Here is an 18,234-nt window from a genome sequence, read left to right as displayed (position 1 = left end):
GCGGGGCTGACGTATCGACTCCTAGATTGGGGAATGGATGTCGCGGGCTGCAAGCTATATCGAGAGCCAAAAACCTTCCTGGCGTTTTGCCAATCCCCCCGCTACGGAGATTACGAACACGGTGCCTATTATTTGGACCTGGAGCCTGAGGCAGTCGAAGAACTCAAGAAAGCCAAAGTGCTTTTTCTGGGAAACAGCCGAGCCCAGTTCGGCTTCTCCACAGATGAGATAAGAAACTATTTCAACGAGCGTTCGATCCCCTTCTACATCATCGGATTTGCTTATGGAGAATCGAGCGGCTTCGCAACGAGATTGATCGAGAAGTACCATTTGAAGCCGAAGGTTCTGGTGATCGACACCGACCCGTTCTTCGACAACGAATTATCTGAGGTCGCGTTTCCTCTTGTCGATCAGTCCGGGTCCTTTCTGGGCCGCGCCCTGAGGCTGATCCGGACCAGATGGGATTACCTGACAAAAAGCTATTTCAACAGGTTGCAACCGAAAGCCTGTGACCTGCTCGCTATGCTCTGCTCCTCGCAGTTTAAGGTCATATATCGATCAGAGAAGGATGGCTCCTGGATTTGGCGCGACCTGTATCAACCACCTGAAGCCGGGCGCATCCCGAATGACGGATCCAAGCGGATGGTGCTGGGACGCGACCACGCCCTAGCATGGAAAGAAAATGCCCGGCGTTTTTTGGAGACGGCCGGTGCGCGGCCAGAATGCGTGGTCCTGACCCACGTTCCGAACTCGGTCCACGAAGCCAAGCCTTATACGCGCGAACTCAGCCATCTTCTGGGTACGCGGGCGGAATTGCCGGAATTAACCGGACTGGAAACGATCGACACCTCCCATCTGACCTGGTCAAGTGCCCAACGTTGGTCAGGGACATTCATACGCGGAATCGATTCTCTGATCACCGATTGCGTGTCTGCCGATGCTGTCCCGTAAAGCATCGGCTCAATGTGAGCCTTCAGCCTTCAGTTTGAACGGCCATTCAGCAGATCACCGTTCGGCTGCGTTATCCCCGGCGCGAGCATGGAATAATGCCACTGTTTTGCCCGACGCGTCAAACGATATTCGAAAAATACGAAATCTCGCAACTCTAAATCGCGACCGACTGACGGCAGGCTGATCGCGAAAACGAACCCGCGCCGCAGATGCCGCGATCCCTGCCCGTTTGCCGCCGATTTGCTCGACGCTGCAATGACCTGGCCGCGCGGACCTCGCACCGGCGAGCAATCGCGCGTCTACTGTGCATGGGGTTGTTTTTCATTTCTTGCCGGAGCGCGAGCCCGCAAGGGAAGCAACCGCCCCGCATCGCTCCGGGCTGGCCCCCCATTAACCCCCCGTCCACCATCCCGACCGGCCCGCCGCCGGTAACCATCGGAATTAACAGACCCTCAACGCCGCCCCGACAAATTGACCGATGTTTCTGGAGATTTCCGCCGTGGATTTGTTGGTTTTCGAGTTCTTAGGGTTGGCGCTGGTTGGCATGTGCCTGATCGTGGTGGCGCTGCCTTGCGCCCGGAAATCCTCCGGCCGGGTCCGCTACGAATAGGAATTTCGGCCCAGGGAAGCGATTCCGGGCGGATGCAAGGCTCGAATTCGCTTAGAGCCCCTTGACATCACAGCGCTTTCGGCAGAACGGCTGATATCAAGTGTCATGGGCCGTTCATGGATTTGATTACCACCACCGCTGACCTCGCGGCTGCCTGCAGCCGGCTGGCCAAGCATCCCGTTATTACCGTCGATACCGAGTTCCTGCGCGAGACCACCTACTACCCGCTGTTGTGCGTGGTGCAGATGGCGAGCCCCGAGGAAGCTGTTGTCATCGACACCCTGGCCAAGGGCATCGACCTCAAGCCGTTCTTCGAGCTGATGGCCAACGAGGCCGTGCTGAAGGTGTTTCACGCCGCGCGCCAGGACATCGAAATCATCTGGCACCAGGCCAACATCATCCCGCACCCGGTGTTCGACACCCAGGTCGCGGCCATGGTGCTCGGCTATGGCGACAGCATCGCCTATGACGCGCTGGTCGAGAAGGTGACCGGCCACCGCCCGGACAAGACCCATCGCTTCACCGACTGGTCGCGCCGGCCGCTGACCAAAGAGCAGATGCACTACGCGGTGTCCGACGTCACGCATTTGCGCGACGTGTTCGCCGCGCTCGACGCCGATCTGAAGAAGCGCCGCCGCAGCGAATGGGTCTCCATCGAGATGGAAATCCTGACCTCGCCCAAGACCTACGACTTCCACCCCGAGCGCGCCTGGGAGCGGCTGAAGACGCGGGTGCGCAAGCCGAAGGACCTCGCGGTGCTGATGGAGGTCGCGGCCTGGCGCGAGCAGGAAGCGCAGAGCCGCGACGTGCCGCGTGGCCGCGTGCTGCGGGACGAAGCCGTCAGCGACATCGCCACCCACGCGCCGAACACGCTGGAGAAGCTTGCGCATCTCCGCTCGGTGCCGAAGGGCTTTGAGAAGTCCAAATGGGGCGCGGATATCGTCGCCGCCGTCGAGCGCGGGCTGGCGCGGGATCTGTCGGCGCTGCCGAAGCTGGAGAAGCCGCGCAACAACAACAATGGCGCCGCGACCGTCGAGCTGTTGAAGGTGCTGCTGCGCATGACCGCCGAACGCCATGCGGTGGCGAGCAAGGTGATCGCGACCGTCGACGATCTCGAGGAGATCGCAGCCGATGACGAGGCCGACGTCCCGGCGCTCCGCGGCTGGCGCCGCGAGCTGTTCGGCGATGCCGCGCTGAAGCTCAAGCGCGGCGAGCTGGCGCTGGCGATCGAGAAGGGTCGCGTGATCGGGGTTCAGCGGGCTTAAAGCCCGCTGCCTGCCCCGCCGCCACTGCGAGCGAAGAGAGCCCCCTACGCCTGCGGCAGCTTCGCGACCTCAGGCTTCATGTCATCAAGCACGCCCGTAATCGCCGCGACCAGCTCGTCGACCTGAGCCTTAGTCACGATCAGCGGCGGGCAGATGGCGATGGCGTCGAGCATGTTGCGCGCGATCACGCCGCGCTCCTGCAGCATGCGGCTGGCCATGCCGCCGACCGCACCGGGCGTCGCGGCCGCAGTCTTGCGGCCCTTGTCGAGCACAAGCTCGAGCGCTGCGATCATGCCGACGCCGCGAACCTCGCCGACCAGCGGATGGCTGGTGAGTTCGCGCAAGCGGCCCTGCATGTAGCCGCCGAGCTCGGCGGCATGCGCGACGAGGCCACGCTCCTCGATGATCTTGAGGTTTTCCAGCGCGACTGCCGAGCCCACCGGATGACCGCCGGCGGTGAAGCCGTGGCCGAGCACGCCGATCTTGTTGCTCTCGTCCGCAATCGGCTCGAACATGCGGTCGTTCATGATGATCGCCGACAGCGGGAAATAGCTCGAGGTGATCTGCTTGGAGACCACCATCGCATCGGGCTTGATGCCGTAAGTTTCGCAGCCGAACATCTTGCCGGTGCGGCCGAACCCGCAGATCACCTCGTCGGCGATCAGCAGGATGTCGTATTTCTTCAGGACCGCCTGGATCTGGTCCCAATAGGTCGCCGGCGGCACGATGACGCCGCCCGCGCCCATGACCGGCTCGCCGAAGAAGGCCGCGATCGTGTCGGGTCCTTCCTTCTGGATCAACGCGTCGAGCTCCTCGGCCCGGCGCGTCGCGAACGCCTCCTCGGTCTCGCCGGGCGCGCCGTCCTTGTAGAAGTGCGGCGAGCCCGTGTGCAGGATGTTCGGCAGCGGCAGGTCGAACGAGCGATGATTGTTCGGCAAGCCAGTGAGGCTTGCGGATGCGATGGTGACGCCGTGATAGGCGCGCATGCGGCTGATGATCTTCTTTTTCTGGGGCTGGCCCAGCGAGTTCGAGCGATAGGCAATCAGCTTGAGGACGGTGTCGTTGGCTTCCGAGCCGGAATTGGTGAAGAACACCTTGCTCATCGGCACAGGCGCGAGCGCGACCAGCTTCTCGGCGAGGTCGATCGAGGGCCCATGCGACTTGGCCGAGAACGTGTGATAGAACGGCAGCGCCTGCATCTGCTTGTGCGCAGCCTCGACCAGCCGCTTCTCGTTGAAGCCGAGCCCGACGCTCCACAGACCCGCCATCGCCTCGAAATAGCGCTTGCCCGACGCGTCAAAGACGTAGGGCCCCTCGCCGCGCTCGATCACCAGAGGACCAGCCTGCTGATGCGCGCGGGCGTTGGTGTAGGCATGGAGCTGGTAGGCCACATCCCGGGCTTCTTGCGAATTGGGCAGCATGGACATTTGCGGGATCCCTTGAGTCATCACGTCGCCGGCGCGGCCAGCGTCGCCGTTCTATCATCGAGCTACTTGGCTATTGCGACGGGACCGAACTTGCAACGCTAATTCGTCGGCAACAAGCGCTCGGCAGCGTTGCACAAAGCCGCACACAAGATGGTGCTCAGGCCGCCCCGTTGTTATTCCCGTCCTGGTCGGCGGCGGCTTCCCTCACCTCGACCAGCGCCATCGAGAGCAAATAGACAGTCGTGGGCAAGCCGACCCTGCGCGCCGTCTCGACGGCGCGCGAGAGGTCGCTCGCCAGCTCCTTGAGTTCGTCCTCCCGAGACAATGTCTCACCCCGTCCATCCGCCGACCGCGTTTGCTCAGACCGCGATGGCGCCACTGGCCCTGATCAGTTCGGCGCTGGACCGAAGTGTAGCAAAATTGGCGATGACATTCATCACCGACGGCTTGTAGTCGGCCACGTCGCCCGTGGCCGGCTGCCGGCAGGCCACGGCATCGCCGACGACCTGGTAGCGATGGCTCCGGTGAAACCCATCGACGACAGTGGCGATAATGGTCTCGTCGAGGGAAAAGCCTGCCACCACGCAGCGCACATTGCGGATGCTCGACATATGGTCCGCAAACCGCGACGAGCTGTAGGCCGACGGCAACGGATGCTCGAACGTCATCTCGCCCGGCTGTGGCTTCGCCTCCGGGATCCAATCGGTCAACCTGGATGACGGATTGAACCAGGCTGCCTGCGCGATGCGCTTGAAATGCATCACCGGCCAGCGACGATTGCGCCACACCGCGAGCAGCTCCAGGCAGCGCATCATGGCGGCGTCGCCGTCGTGACACCCCCCGGCGGGCAGATATTCGACCTGGAGGTCCGCGCAGACCAGCACCAGCGGATCGTCGTTGACGGAGACCGGCATTTTCTTGCGCGGACCTGCACTCGTTTCAGCGGTCAGCGAGTGCGAGGTCCCGAAGCGGCGATGTCACCGCCCGCCCCGACGAGGCATCGAGCACGCCCGGACGGTCCCAGTCGCCCTCTGGACGGATGATCACGTAGGGATCGCTGTCCAGCGTGATGGCGTCCGGCCCCGGTTCGATCTCCAGCAGCATTTCCGTGTAGGAGAAATCCGAGAAGGTGATCTTGCGGTTATGGCCGAGCGGCTTGGCGCCGAAATGAGCCCAGAAATCGACCAGCCGATCCTGGGCCTGGCCATAGATCTTGCGGAACCCCTTGCGCTTCACGAAGTCGATGCTCGCCTGCACCAGCTTGAACGAGAGGCGCGAGCGCCGATATTGGTGACGCACCGCGAGCCGCTCCACCTTGGCGAAGTCGCCGAAGAAGCGCACGCGCAGACATCCCGCCGGCTCGTTGCCGATGTAGCCAATGAAATGTGCGGCAACCATGTCGTTGCCGTCGAACTCCTCGTCAAACGGGCAATCCTGCTCGGCAAGATAGACCGCCGAGCGAATCGCCGTGACCAGCATGAGGTCACTCGGATTGCGCGCAAGGCGGATGGTGATGGCGCGGGAGTCGGGCTTGGCGAGGGGAATCCTAGTGCCGTGCATCTGCGTAACTCCTTGCTTGGATGATCGCACCCGGCATGCGCATGGGCTGCCGATGCCATGGGCGCTCGTAGCACCAGAGGTCGGGCTGGAAGCTCGAAACGGGCACAAATCCCGTTGCCCTCATGATCTCGCGTCCGGCCACGGTTGACGGCTGCGCGTAGCAATCCGCGCCGCGAAATCTTATCTGCCGCAAATGAGCCGCAGCCTTGCCAAGACCGGCAATACCGCGGCCAGTCGTTGCGATCGCCCAGATGTAGATGGCTGCGACGTCATCATTGGCAGAAGCGAGATAGTGCCTCTCGGGCGCGGTCAGGCAGATATCGTCGAGCAGCAATGCATCATGCCCGCGCTCGTTGAGAAACAGGAAGGCCATGCCGCCGAGCAGATGGCCTTTCCGTGCGAAAGTCAGGATGCTCTCGGGATCGAAGGCGAGATAGTTCGCAAGCTCGGTTGCTCCGATCTGCACTCCCGGCACCAGCCGGTGCGCCATCTCCGAAAGCGCGGCGATTTCGGAAAATTGCGCGCAACGGACATCCACGTCGGGGCTCAGCGGCAAGGCGTCGAAATCATGCCTTGCGGCAAACGAGCCCCTTTCCATACTCATGTCGTCCCTCTACCATTCAGGAGTTTTGTACGCCGTTACGAGCAGAAGCTTAGCGGCTGGAGATCAGGAGTATGCAGCAAGTATTGCACCGGGGTGCTGCAATGATGCAGCACCATGAAGATCCGCTAAATGCGTCCTGGGACGATTTGAAGCTGTTTTTAGCTTGCGCAAAATTTAAAAGTTTTCGCAACGCGGCCGAGGAGCTCGGGCTCACCTCCACCACATTGATGCGCCGGATCGACCGGCTCGAGGAGAGTATCGGTTGCAAGCTTTTCCTGCGTGACCAGAGCGGGCTCACGCTCAGCGACGAAGGCACCGCGATGATTGCCGACGTCGCGCATATGGAGCGTCACGCCTTCAACGTCTTCCGTCGCGCATCGCGCACGTCCAGCGACACGACAGGCACGGTGCGCGTCGCGGTGACGGAAGGTCCCGGCAATTTCTGGATCCTGCCGCGGCTGATCGACTTCCAGAAAACCTATCGCAAGATCACCGTCGACCTGCGTTGCGCGATGGAGCAGGCCGACGTCGCACGGCTGGAATCCGACATCGCGATCCAGCTCGAGCCGCCGACCAATCCCGACCTCATCGTCGCCAAGCTCGGCCGGCTGCACATCTATCCGTTCGTCGCCAGGGACTATGCAAACCTCTACGGCGTGCCTGCCACGCTTGCCGAATTGCCGAACCATCGCATCGTCAAGCAGAGTGCGCCGCAGGTCGACGACAGCGCCTATGCGCGCATCCTGGGGCTCAAGTCGCTCGAAGGCATCGTCGGGATCAAGACCAACTCGTCCGTGGGCGTGCTCTATGCGGTCGAGCGCGGCGCCGGCATCGGCTTCCTGCCGACGGTATCGATCGCGCTCGGTGCGCCGCTTGTCGCCGTCGACCTCGGCGTCAGCCACCACGCCGATCTCTGGCTCACCTATCACAAGGAGTTCCGCGCCTCCGAGCGGCACAAGATCGTGGTCGACTGGCTGAAGAAGATCTTCGATCCCAAGACCTATCCCTGCTTCCGCGACGAATTCATCCATCCGAACGCGCTTGTGCCGATGATGACGGCCGCACGCGAGGGCTTTGGATTGTCCGGCTACGTTGCGGCGACGCCGACGTAAGTGGGCGTCACCACCGATATTCGAAACCGACCGTGCCCTGGTGCGAGGTCAGCTCGTTGCGGAACTTGCCGTCGTAATTGACGTAGAGCCGCGCGGTGTTGGTCAGGCTGAGCGACGCCGAGGCGCCGGCGTCCATGCCATAGCGGCTCTCGCCGATGCCGGGGACGATGATATTCTGGGCCCCCAGGCTGACCTGGACCGCGCCCAGATCCTGATAAAAATTGTCGACGAACTTGCCGTAGGCCGAGAGGTCCAGGATCTTCTGGTCGAAGATGAAATAGCGCCCGACCTCGGCGCCGATCATGACACGCGCGCGAGAGAGCGCGCTCGAGCCGACGTTGAGCGGATCGAGTCCGCCGGCCTCCTGGAATGAAGCGCTGGTGGCGCGCACATATTCGAGCGCCCCCTTGGGCACGATACGCATCTGGTCCTTGGTCCAGTAATAGCTGATCTCGGTCAGCGCGCCGTCGACCGTGGCGTGATAGCCCGCGACCGCCAGGCCAAAGCCGGTGTCACGGCTGGAATGCACCTTGCCGAAACCGTGCACCAGAGCGAAGGCCCAGGTCCAAGGTCCCTTGTCGACGGAGCCGTTGAAGCCGATCTGGGTCAGATCGAGCGTCGCCGATTGCAGCGCGAGTGGCACGTCGACGTCGGTATGGCTCTGATCGACCGAGAAACCGAGATTGACGTCAGGCACGATCCGCGCACCGAAGCCGGCAACGCCCCCGAAGGTCTTCCGCTTGTCGCCGACGAAGTCGCCCTGCGCATCGGTCCGGACCGAGATGCCATAGCCCTCGTACCAGGTGCGATAGCGGGGATCCTCTGCGCTCTCCGACGCGCCGCCGCCACCAGCGTTGGTGCGTGATGCCCGGTTTATGCCGCTCGAGGCCTGGTTGCCCAGCCGCTCGAGAAAATTCGAGCCGAGGTTGAGCGTGCCGTTGCCAGCCGATTGGTCGACGTTGGTCGATGTCGGGCTCGGGCTCGGGGTCGGGGTCGGCGACGGCCTGGGCCTCGGAGACGCAGCCGGCGTCGGGGTCTGCGCAAAGCCTGATGTCGCCGGCATCATCATGACGATTGCGAGTGTCATGGCAATCGCAGTCACGATCCGGTGGACGCGGTCCAGCCCGATGGTCTGCCGTATCCCGGTGGGCTGCGAGGCGCAGCGCATGACGACACATCCTGAAGAAAAAAGGCAGCCCGCAAAAATACACCACGCACAGCGAGCAAGTGCGACGATTTGTGCCGAACTGCCACAGAGGGTCAACCGTTTGACACGCTATCGCGCAGGCGATTGCGGCGGGCTGTGGTTCCAATGCCACAGGTCGCAAATAGCAGCGGAATATCTCCGGCCTGATCTTGAAATTCGTACGCGGCTTGCTACCGCGCGATTTTCGTGTTGGAATATCGTACACAATCGGAATTGGCCGCTCGGCTGTGCGTTTCGCGACAGACTCAAGACTCGAACAGACTTCCGGAAGCCCGTTTGTGACGTGGCGCGCGAAAAGCGGCCGCGTCTTTTTAGTATCTAGCGGAGGAGACTAACGATGCCACAAAAGGGCACCGTCAAATGGTTCAACCCGACCAAGGGTTATGGGTTCATCAAGCCGAACGGCAGCGATAAGGACGTGTTCGTCCACATCTCGGCCGTCGAGCGTGCCGGACTCTCGACCCTCAACGAGAACCAGGTGGTTGAATACGACCTCGTGGAGAACCGCGGCAAAGCGTCCGCGGAAAACCTCAAGGTCTCCTGATTTCTCTCAAAGCTCAGCGCGAGAGAACATGACGTTGGCCCCCGGCTCTGCCGGGGGATTTTGTTTGGGGGGAACGCTTGGCCGAGCAGTCCAACTATTACTCAGCCGCTAATGACACGAAATGGCGCGAACTGCGGGCCGCGATGCTCGACCTAGATAATGCTGTTCGTCCCAAGTTTCGGTGCAAGAGCTTGGAATGCTCCCAGGTCGACCAGTGGGATGGCGAATGGTTCTACCATTGGCTGGAAATCGGCTGGGACCGGATCGAATGGGTCGAATTGTCGGCAAAGGAGGCCTTACGGCGTGATGTCGTCCGAGCAATCCTGAAGCGCATCCGATTTGCAGGCGAGGAGACCGCCGAGGGTTTCCGCATCTATGGTTATCTTCGCAACGGTGAAGCCGCGGACTACCTTGAGTGAATCCTCGGCTTGGGCCTACGACAGCACCGGCGAGACCAGATAGTTCTCCAGGCTCCCGCTGCCCGCCGTCGTGCAGACGTCGCCCTCGATCTTGACCTTGCCGTTCGCAAGCAGGCTCAGCGCCGCGGGATAGATGCGGTGCTCGACTTCGAGGATGCGCTCCGACAGCGTCTCCGCCGTGTCGTGATCGCTGACCGGCACCGCGCCCTGCATCACGATCGGGCCCGCATCGGTCTCGGGGATCACGAAATGCACTGTCGCACCAGACAGTTTCACACCGGCGCGCAAAGCCTGGCCGTGCGGATCCAGGCCCGGGAATGACGGCAGCAGCGACGGGTGGATGTTGAGCATCCGCCCGTACCAAGCCCTCGCGAATTCCGCGGTGAACAGGCGCATGAAGCCGCCGAGACAGATCAGCTCGATGCCGTGCTGGTCGAGCGCGTCTTGCAGCACTTTCTCGAAGCCGGCGCGATCCTTGCCGAACGGCTTGCTTTCGATCACCAGCGTGGTCACGCCAGCCGCCTTGGCTCGTTCGAGCCCGAATGCGTCGGCCTTGTTCGAGATGACGAGCGAAATCTCCGCCGGGAAATCCGGCGCGGTGGCTGCCTTGATCAGCGCGGACATGTTGGAACCGCGGCCGGAGATCAGGATGGCGACGCGGCGCTTCATCACAGCGCCAGGTCGAGCTGGCCGTTATAGACAACGCGATGTTCGCCCTCGGCCGGTATCACGGTGCCAAGCTGCGCGACGGTCTCGCCGGCGTCGGTGAAGACCCGCGCGACCTCATCGACCTTGTCGGGCTCGACAATCGCAACCATGCCGATACCGCAGTTGAAGGTCCTGAGCATTTCGAGCTCGGCGATGCCGGCTTGCGCCGCCAACCATTTGAACACCGGCAAAACCGGCAGGCGCGCGAGGTCAATGCCGACGCCGAGATGATCAGGCAGCACGCGCGGAATGTTATCGGTGAAGCCGCCGCCGGTAATGTGGGCGAGGCCCTTCACCGCGCCGGTCTCGCGGATCGCGCGCAGGCACGATTTGACGTAGAGCCGCGTCGGCGTCAGCAGCGCGCCACCGAGTGTCATGACCGGCGCGAACGGCGCCTGCGCCTCAAAGCCGAGGCCGGACTGTTCCACGATCTTGCGCACCAGCGAGAAGCCGTTGGAATGCACCCCGGATGAGGCAAGGCCAATCACCGCGTCGCCCGCGGCGATGTCCTTGCGCGGCAGCAGCGTGCCACGCTCGGCGGCGCCGACGGCAAAGCCACCAAGGTCGTAGTCGCCGTCCTTATAGAGGCCGGGCATCTCGGCGGTCTCGCCGCCGATCAGGGCGCAGCCGGATTCCCGGCAACCTTCGGCAACGCCGGCGACGATCGAGGCGGTGGCCTCCGGATCAAGCTTGCCGCAGGCGAAATAGTCCAGGAAGAACAGCGGCTCGGCGCCCTGCACGACGAGGTCGTTGACGCTCATGGCAACGAGGTCGATGCCGATCCCGCCATGCAGGCCGGTCTCGATCGCGATCTTGACCTTGGTTCCGACGCCATCCGTGGCCGCAACCAGGACGGGGTCCTTGAAGCCGGCCGCCTTGAGGTCGAACAGCCCGCCAAAGCCGCCGATCTCGGCGTCTGCCCCGGGCCGTGCGGTGGCGCGCACCATCGGCTTGATCAGGTCGACCAGGCGGTTGCCGGCGTCGATATCAACGCCTGAATCGGCGTAAGTGAGGCCGTTTTTGCGGAGGGTCATGCCCGATTTCCAGTGGGTTTGCGGCTGGTTACGTCGAATTCCGGGGACGCGCAATGGCAAGCGTGGCGCGCCTGCCTATACTATGTAGATATCAACCGGTTCAGCCCCCAAAGGGCCGGGTTTCAAGGTCAGGCCGGGTGCCGGGAAGCGCCGCGTGAGTATTCCGAACATCATTACCCTGGGCCGCATCATGCTGGTCCCGATCATCGTCTGGGCCATCGTATCGAGCCAAATGGAGGTGGCGTTCGCCGTCTTCCTGATCGCAGGCATCAGCGACGCCGTCGACGGCTTCCTGGCCAAGCGCTTCAACATGACCAGCGAGCTCGGCGCCCTGCTCGATCCGCTGGCCGACAAGGCGCTGCTGGTGTCGATCTACCTGTCGCTCGGCATCTGGGGCGATATCCCGCGCTGGATCGTGATCCTGGTGGTCTCCCGCGACATCATGATCGTCACCGCGGTGATCGTGTCCTGGCTGTTCGACAAGCCGGTCAAGATGAGGCCCTCGAAGGTATCCAAGCTAAACACAGCGGCCCAGGTCGCCTATGCGGCGCTGGTGCTGGCCGCCCTCGCCTTCGGCTTCAAGCCGGCGCCCTATGATATAATTCTGATGGGCCTCGTCACCGTGTTCACCCTGTCTTCCGTGTCGCTCTACCTGGTCGAGTGGCTGCGGCACATGAGTACTATTGAAGCCAAGTAGCTGAAGCCAAGTTGCTGAAGCCAAGTTGCACGATCGAAGCCAAATGAACCGGGAGACGGCCCCGCAAAAGGCCAAGTCCCGATCGCATAACAAGTCTCGATCGAATAAATCGAATGTCTTCAGACAAGGCCGGCGCGCCGGCACGGAGCAAAGCAAGCGTGGCAGGCCGCGTTCACCCCCGACAATTGGCATTTTCGCTTCCGCATGCGGAGAGCCTCAGCCGGGACAATTTCCTGGAGGGCCCTGCCAATGCCGCCGGTCTCGCCCTGGTCGACGGCTGGCCGGAATGGCCGAACCGGATCATGTGGCTCGCCGGCCCCGAAGGCTCCGGCAAGAGCCATCTGGCCGCGATCTGGGCCGAGGAGGCCGGCGCCCGCTCGACCACCGCCAATGCGCTGACCGCAGCCGACGTCCCTGGCGCGCTCGCAACCGGCGCATTGGTGGTCGAGGATCTCAAGGCGGGCGATTTTGACGAGCGCGCCCTCTTCCACCTGATGAACCTCGCCCGCGAGGACGGGGCTTATGTGCTGTTCACCGGCCGCGAGGCGCCGGCTGCGATCGAGGTCGAACTCCGCGACCTGCGCTCGCGGCTTCGGACCATTCCCGTGATCTCGCTCGCCCAGCCGGACGACCAGCTGTTCCGCGGCCTGATCGTCAAGTTCTGCGCCGACCGCCAGCTCAACGTCGATGAAAGCGTGGTCAGCTACCTCGCAACCCGGCTGGAGCGCTCGTCAGCCGCCGCCCGCCGCGCGGTGGAGCAGCTCGACAGCGAGGCGCTGCGGCTCGGCCGCCCCGTTACCCGGGCGCTCGCCGCAGAGCTGCTTCGCGATGCCTGATCCTCACGCTCCGCTTGACGCGGGGCGGTGGTGGAACATGAATGTCATCGAAACGTCATCGCATTAACACATGCTCCGGCCGATTTTGCGCATAAGTCGCAAATTGGGGCGAACTGGATGGACCGACTTCTCATGGACTCCGTGCAAGCTGTTGAAAGTAAAGAGAAAGCCACAGAGACCGAGGGTCTGCCGGCGATCGCCTCGAGCCCCGAGCGATTCATCAATCGTGAGCTGTCCTGGCTGCACTTCAACCGCCGCGTCCTGGAGGAATCGGTCAACACCAACCATCCGGTGCTGGAGCGGGTGCGCTTCCTGTCGATTTCGGCAAATAACCTCGACGAGTTCTTCATGGTCCGCGTTGCCGGCATCAAGGCACAGGTGCGCGAGGGCATTGCCGAACGCGCGCCGGACGGCCTGACGCCCTCGGAGCAGCTCGCGTTGATCAACCGCACCGTCTCCCAGCTCGCCAGCGATCAGCAGGCGATCTGGGGCGATTTGCGTGGCACGCTCGCCGGCGTCGGCATCGTGCTGGTCGACGGCAAGGACGTCACCAAGGCGGAGCGGACCTGGCTCGAGGATTATTTCCTCAACAACGTGTTCCCGCTGCTGACGCCGTTGGCGATCGATCCGGCCCACCCCTTCCCGTTCATCCCGAGCCTCGGCTTCACCATCGCGCTTCAGCTCACGCGCGAGGCCGACGGCAAGCCGATGAATGCGCTGATCCGCATGCCCGGCAAGATCGATCGCTTCATCCGCCTGCCGGCCGAGGGCAAGGTCCGCCTGATCTCGCTGGAGCAAGCAACCGGCCTGTTCATCAACCGCCTGTTCCCCGGCTACAGTCTCCACGGCCAGGGCGCCTTCCGCATCATCCGCGACTCCGAGCTCGAAATCGAGGAAGAGGCCGAAGACCTCGTCCGCCTGTTCGAGACCGCGCTGAAGCGCCGCCGCCGCGGATCGGTGATCCGGCTCGAGATCGACGCCAAGATGCCGGAGCAGCTGCGCAGCTTCGTACAGCACGCGCTGTCGGCTGCCGACGACGAAGTCTTCCTGGTCGACGGCGTGCTTGCGATGAATGAGCTCTCGCAGCTTACCCGGCTCGACCGGCCCGACCTCGAATTCACCCCTTACGTGCCGCGCCATCCCGAGCGCGTGCGCGAGCATGGCGGGGATATCTTCGCCGCCATCAGGCAGAAAGACCTGATCGTCCATCACCCCTACGAATCCTTCGACGTGGTGGTGCAGTTCCTGCAACAGGCGGCGCGCGATCCCGACGTCGTCGCGATCAAGCAGACGCTCTACCGCACCTCCAACAACTCCCCGATCGTGCGCACGCTTGCCGAAGCGGCCGAGGCCGGCAAATCCGTCACCGCGCTGATCGAGCTGAAGGCGCGCTTCGACGAAGAAGCCAACATCCGCTGGGCGCGCGACCTCGAACGCGCCGGCGTGCAGGTCGTTTACGGCTTCCTCGAACTGAAGACACACGCAAAGCTCTCGATGGTGGTGCGCCGCGAGGGCGGCAGCCTCACTACCTACGTCCATACCGGCACCGGCAATTATCACCCGGTCACCGCGCGTATCTATACGGACCTCTCCTATTTCACCTCGGAGCCGACCATCGGCCGCGACGCCGCGCGTGTGTTCAACTTCATCACGGGCTATGCCGCACCGAGCGATCTGGAAAAGATGGCGGTGTCGCCGCTGACCTTGCGCAAGCGCATCATCGAGCACATCCAGGGCGAGACCGAGCACGCCCGTCACGGCAAGCCCGGCGCGGTCTGGATGAAGATGAATGCGCTTGTCGACCCCGATATCATCGATGCGCTCTATGAAGCGTCACAGGCTGGCGTACAGGTCGAGCTGGTGGTGCGCGGTATCTGCTGCCTCCGCCCCGGCATTCCCGGCCTGTCGGAGAACATCCGCGTCAAGTCGATCATCGGACGATTCCTGGAACACGGGCGAATCTACTGCTTCGGTATGGGCCAGGGCCTGCCGAGCGCGAAAGCGGCTGTGTATATCTCGTCGGCCGATATGATGCCGCGCAACCTCGACCGCCGTGTCGAAGTGCTGTGTCCGCTGCAAAATCCCACGGTGCATCAGCAGGTTCTCGAACAGATCATGGTCGCGAATCTCAAGGACAATGAGCAGAGCTGGCAATTGTTGCCGGACGGGTCCTCAACGCGTATGAAGGCCGCGAAAGGCGAGGAGCCTTTCAACGTGCACAACTACTTCATGACAAATCCGAGTCTGTCTGGCCGTGGAAAGTCGCTCAAGGAATCCTCGCCGCGCCGTCTCACGCGCCGAAACGAACGCCATCAGTCCTGACCGGAGATCCTTGCCGTGAAACGGCCGCGCAAGCGTGGCGCTAGCGTCGCGGTCATCGACATCGGCTCCAACTCCGTCCGTCTCGTCGTCTACGAGGCGCTGGCACGGAGCCTCATTCCGATCTTCAACGAGAAGACGCTGTGCGGCCTCGGGCGCGAGGTGCAGAGCACGGGCCTGCTCGCCCCTGACGCTGTCGACAAGGCTCTCACCTCGCTGAAGCGCTTTCGCGCGCTGTGCCGCGTGATGCAGGTCGGCCGCGTATTCGCGATTGCGACCGCCGCCTGCCGCGACGCCTCCAACGGCCCCGACTTCATCGCGAAAGCCGAGCGCATCTGCGCCGTGAAGATCGAGATCCTGTCCGGACCGCGCGAAGCAAAACTGTCGGCGCTCGGCGTGATCTCGGGCATTCACCGGCCCGACGGCATCGTCGGCGATCTCGGCGGCGGCTCGCTCGAACTGATCGACGTGCGCGGCAACAGCGTGCGCAGCGGCGTGACGCTGCCGCTCGGCGGCCTCGCGCTGCAGGACCTCGCGCATAAATCGCTCAAGCGCGCAGACCGCATCGTGCGCGAGGCGATCGACGCGGTTCCGCAGCTTGCCACCGGCCGCGGCCGCACCTTCTACGCGGTTGGCGGCACCTGGCGCGCGCTCGCACGCATTCACATCATCCAGAGCGGCTATCCGCTCCAGGTGATGCACGGCTATTCGATCCCCGCGGCCGAGGCGCTCGATTTTGCCCGCCGCCTGCGGCGCCTCGCCGCCGTCGACATGCTCGCCGACATCGAAGTCGTCGCCGACGCGCGGCGCCCGCTCCTCACCTATGCAGCGCTCGTGCTCGAGCACATCATTCGCGTCGCGCAGCCGAAGACCATCGTGTTCTCGACCTTCGGCGTGCGCGAAGGCCTGCTGCACGAGAAGCTGCCGGAGACCGAGCGCCACAAGGACGGGCTGATCTGCGCGGCCGAAGAGTTGAACCAGCTGCTCTCGCGCTCGGCCAAGCATGCACGCGAGCTGATGGCCTGGACCGATCGTCTCGCACGCGTGGTGAAGCTGCGCGAGACCGAGGAGGACCGCCGCCTGCGTCACACCGCCTGTCTGCTCTCGGATATCGGCTGGCGCGTCCACCCTGATCATCGCGGCGAGCAGACGCTGAGCCTCGTGGTCAACGCCAATTTCGGTGCGATCGACCACCGCGAGCGCGCCTTCGTCGGACTGTCGGTGTTCTATCGCTATGCGGGCTTGAGCGAAGAGAACCAGCCGCCGCTGACGATACAGGAATTGCTGACGCCGGCGCAGCTCGAACGTGCCCGCCTGCTCGGTGCGGCATTCCGTGTCGCGCATCTGATCTCGGCGGCGCGCCCGGGCGTCCTGCCTGCCACGCATTTCCGCAGCCGGGGGCGCAATCTGATGCTGGTGTTCGAGCACAGGCTCGGCGATCTCGTCGCCGACCGGGTCGGCAGCCGCTTCAAGCAGCTCGCCCGCCTGATCGGGCGTTCCGGCTCGATCGTGCGGCGCTAGAGCGTTTTCGAGCGAAGTGGATACCGGTTCGCGTGAAGGAAACGCGTCAAGACAAGAATCTAGAGCTTCGGTTCTGATTCGATCAGAAGCGAAGCTCTAGGAATTACTCCGCCGACGCCTTGGCGTGCTGCTCGGAGGCTTGGAGCGCGGCGGCAAGCATGCTGCGCCGGCGCCAGATCGAGCCGACCACCAGCACGACGACGACGCCAAGTGCCGCGCATACATATTCAGCACCAGCCCCGCCATGGGCGAATTGCGGCGGGATGTGCAGGCTGCCGAGCATCTTGTCCAGGGAGGCGCCGAACGGACCTTCGGAGATCGAATGCAGCTTCGGCTCTACCCCAGGATCGGTCGCGATCACCTCGCCGGCGATCCAGCCGAGCAGCGCCGCACCGGCCCAGACCAGGATCGGCAGCTTTGCGAGCAGCGCCATGATCAGCGCCGCGCCCGCAACGATCAGCGGCACCGAGATGGCAAGGCCGAGGACCAGCAGCGGCGCGCTGCCATTGGCGGCGGCAGCCACCGCGATGACGTTGTCCAGACTCATCACGATGTCGGCGACGACGACGATCTGGACCGCCTGCCACAGATGCGAGGCGGACTCGACGTCCCCCTCCTCGTTGTCAGGCACCACCAGCTTTGCCGCGATCACGATCAGCGCAAGGCCACCGACCAGCTTGAGGTACGGCAGAGCCATCAGGCTCGCGACGATGCCGGTGAAGATGATCCGCAGCAGCACCGCGGCGCCGGCGCCCAGCACCATCCCCCATAGCCGGTGCCGCGGCTTCAGGCCACGGCAGGCCAGCGCAATCACCAGCGCGTTGTCGCCGGACAAAAGGACGTTGATCCAGATGATCTTGCCGACCGCGATCCAGAAGGTCGGTTCGGCCATCTCATTGCGAAACTGGGTGAGGAATGCCCCGATCGTGGCGGGATCGAAGATCTGCCCAAGCCAGTTCACAATGTGTCCCCTGTCGACTTGACCTGTCGGCTATTAACCGACGATCTCGTTGCCCGAGAAGAACTGCGCGATCTCGATCGCGGCGGTCTCAGGAGCATCCGAACCATGAGCCGAGTTCTCGCCGATGGACTTGGCGTAGAGCTTGCGGATGGTGCCCTCGGCGGCCTTCGACGGGTCGGTCGCGCCCATGGCGTCGCGGTACTTGGCGATCGCGTTCTCGCCTTCCAGGACCTGGACCACGACCGGGCCCGAGGTCATGAACTCGACCAGTTCGCCGAAGAACGGACGGGCCTTGTGCACAGCATAGAAGGTCTCGGCCTGTTCCTTGGTCATGCGGATGCGCTTCTGCGCGACGATGCGCAGGCCCGCCTTCTCGATCACGGCGTTCACGGCGCCAGTCAGGTTACGGGCGGTGGCGTCGGGCTTGATGATCGAGAAAGTGCGTTCAATGGCCATGAT

Annotated in this window: 19 protein-coding genes; 9 read left to right on the top strand and 10 right to left on the bottom strand. The window is 63.3% G+C overall.

From position 1 onward, the window contains the following. The first annotated feature begins 33 nt into the window (after positions 1–33). The gene (locus tag M2427_RS31775) at positions 34–951 is read left to right on the top strand and encodes a hypothetical protein (RefSeq protein WP_280710749.1); all 918 of its coding nucleotides are present in this window, start codon (positions 34–36) and stop codon (positions 949–951) included. A 726-nt stretch (positions 952–1,677) separates the two neighbouring features. Continuing rightward, positions 1,678–2,826, top strand: coding sequence for a ribonuclease D (gene rnd / locus M2427_RS31770; RefSeq protein WP_280710748.1), 1,149 nt, complete (start codon positions 1,678–1,680; stop codon positions 2,824–2,826). A gap of 44 nt (positions 2,827–2,870) precedes the next feature. Here the strand turns inward: rnd and M2427_RS31765 are convergent, their stop codons facing one another. From M2427_RS31765 to M2427_RS31745, 5 genes are all read right to left on the bottom strand, one after another. Further along, positions 2,871–4,253 carry an aspartate aminotransferase family protein gene (locus M2427_RS31765; protein ID WP_280710747.1) on the bottom strand — a complete coding sequence of 461 codons (1,383 nt, stop codon included), beginning with the start codon at positions 4,251–4,253 and terminating at the stop codon, positions 2,871–2,873. A gap of 157 nt (positions 4,254–4,410) precedes the next feature. Then, complete coding sequence (locus tag M2427_RS31760) at positions 4,411–4,578, bottom strand: hypothetical protein (RefSeq protein WP_280710746.1); 168 nt, start codon at positions 4,576–4,578, stop codon at positions 4,411–4,413. A 34-nt stretch (positions 4,579–4,612) separates the two neighbouring features. Then, positions 4,613–5,167, bottom strand: coding sequence for an isochorismatase family protein (locus tag M2427_RS31755; RefSeq protein ID WP_280710745.1), 555 nt, complete (start codon positions 5,165–5,167; stop codon positions 4,613–4,615). 25 nt (positions 5,168–5,192) lie between these two features. Then, positions 5,193–5,813: a GNAT family N-acetyltransferase gene (locus tag M2427_RS31750; protein WP_188096077.1), complete on the bottom strand. Its 621-nt coding sequence runs from the start codon at positions 5,811–5,813 to the stop codon at positions 5,193–5,195. Next, positions 5,800–6,417, bottom strand: coding sequence for a hypothetical protein (locus M2427_RS31745; RefSeq protein ID WP_280710744.1), 618 nt, complete (start codon positions 6,415–6,417; stop codon positions 5,800–5,802). Before M2427_RS31745 ends, M2427_RS31750 begins: the two co-directional genes overlap by 14 nt. A 71-nt stretch (positions 6,418–6,488) precedes the next feature. On the opposite strand from M2427_RS31745, the gene M2427_RS31740 reads away from it, so the two are divergent. Next, on the top strand, positions 6,489–7,529 hold the full coding sequence (locus M2427_RS31740; RefSeq protein WP_280710743.1) for a LysR family transcriptional regulator: 1,041 nt from the start codon (positions 6,489–6,491) through the stop codon (positions 7,527–7,529). Between the two features lie 7 nt (positions 7,530–7,536). Here M2427_RS31740 and M2427_RS31735 read toward each other — a convergent pair whose 3' ends face one another. Beyond that, positions 7,537–8,697, bottom strand: coding sequence for an autotransporter outer membrane beta-barrel domain-containing protein (locus tag M2427_RS31735; RefSeq protein ID WP_280710742.1), 1,161 nt, complete (start codon positions 8,695–8,697; stop codon positions 7,537–7,539). A gap of 376 nt (positions 8,698–9,073) precedes the next feature. Here M2427_RS31735 and M2427_RS31730 point away from each other — a divergent pair, with 376 nt between their 5' ends. Both M2427_RS31730 and M2427_RS31725 read left to right on the top strand, forming a co-directional pair. Then, the gene (locus M2427_RS31730; protein WP_007591938.1) at positions 9,074–9,280 is read left to right on the top strand and encodes a cold-shock protein; all 207 of its coding nucleotides are present in this window, start codon (positions 9,074–9,076) and stop codon (positions 9,278–9,280) included. Positions 9,281–9,357: 77 nt separating this feature from the next. Then, entirely contained in the window at positions 9,358–9,699 is a 342-nt protein-coding gene (locus M2427_RS31725; RefSeq protein WP_280710741.1) for a DUF6678 family protein, read from the top strand. A 15-nt stretch (positions 9,700–9,714) separates the two neighbouring features. On the opposite strand, the gene purN is transcribed toward M2427_RS31725, so the two are convergent. Both purN and purM read right to left on the bottom strand, forming a co-directional pair. After that, positions 9,715–10,368 carry a phosphoribosylglycinamide formyltransferase gene (gene purN, locus M2427_RS31720; protein WP_280710740.1) on the bottom strand — a complete coding sequence of 218 codons (654 nt, stop codon included), beginning with the start codon at positions 10,366–10,368 and terminating at the stop codon, positions 9,715–9,717. Continuing rightward, positions 10,368–11,441: a phosphoribosylformylglycinamidine cyclo-ligase gene (gene purM, locus M2427_RS31715; protein WP_280710739.1), complete on the bottom strand. Its 1,074-nt coding sequence runs from the start codon at positions 11,439–11,441 to the stop codon at positions 10,368–10,370. Before purM ends, purN begins: the two co-directional genes overlap by 1 nt. A 154-nt stretch (positions 11,442–11,595) precedes the next feature. On the opposite strand from purM, the gene M2427_RS31710 reads away from it, so the two are divergent. The 4 genes from M2427_RS31710 to ppx all read left to right on the top strand — a co-directional run bounded on the left by M2427_RS31710 (position 11,596) and on the right by ppx (position 16,814). After that, positions 11,596–12,138: a CDP-alcohol phosphatidyltransferase family protein gene (locus tag M2427_RS31710; RefSeq protein ID WP_280710738.1), complete on the top strand. Its 543-nt coding sequence runs from the start codon at positions 11,596–11,598 to the stop codon at positions 12,136–12,138. Between the two features lie 158 nt (positions 12,139–12,296). Continuing rightward, positions 12,297–12,974, top strand: coding sequence for a DnaA/Hda family protein (locus tag M2427_RS31705; RefSeq protein ID WP_280710799.1), 678 nt, complete (start codon positions 12,297–12,299; stop codon positions 12,972–12,974). Between the two features lie 132 nt (positions 12,975–13,106). Continuing rightward, positions 13,107–15,296, top strand: a complete 2,190-nt coding sequence (locus M2427_RS31700; protein ID WP_280710798.1) for an RNA degradosome polyphosphate kinase — start codon at positions 13,107–13,109, stop codon at positions 15,294–15,296. 15 nt (positions 15,297–15,311) lie between these two features. After that, on the top strand, positions 15,312–16,814 hold the full coding sequence (gene ppx / locus M2427_RS31695) for an exopolyphosphatase (RefSeq protein ID WP_280710737.1): 1,503 nt from the start codon (positions 15,312–15,314) through the stop codon (positions 16,812–16,814). 103 nt (positions 16,815–16,917) lie between these two features. Here ppx and M2427_RS31690 read toward each other — a convergent pair whose 3' ends face one another. Then, positions 16,918–17,775: a TerC family protein gene (locus tag M2427_RS31690; RefSeq protein ID WP_280710736.1), complete on the bottom strand. Its 858-nt coding sequence runs from the start codon at positions 17,773–17,775 to the stop codon at positions 16,918–16,920. A gap of 33 nt (positions 17,776–17,808) precedes the next feature. Then, positions 17,809–18,231: a nucleoside-diphosphate kinase gene (ndk, locus tag M2427_RS31685; RefSeq protein WP_280710735.1), complete on the bottom strand. Its 423-nt coding sequence runs from the start codon at positions 18,229–18,231 to the stop codon at positions 17,809–17,811. Between the last annotated feature and the right edge of the window lie 3 nt (positions 18,232–18,234).

Origin of the sequence: Bradyrhizobium sp. BR13661 (assembly GCF_029892425.1) — a bacterium.
Classification (GTDB): domain Bacteria; phylum Pseudomonadota; class Alphaproteobacteria; order Rhizobiales; family Xanthobacteraceae; genus Bradyrhizobium.
The sequence above is the reverse complement of the archived record's forward strand: the minus strand, read 5'-3'. Positions and strand labels throughout refer to the sequence as shown.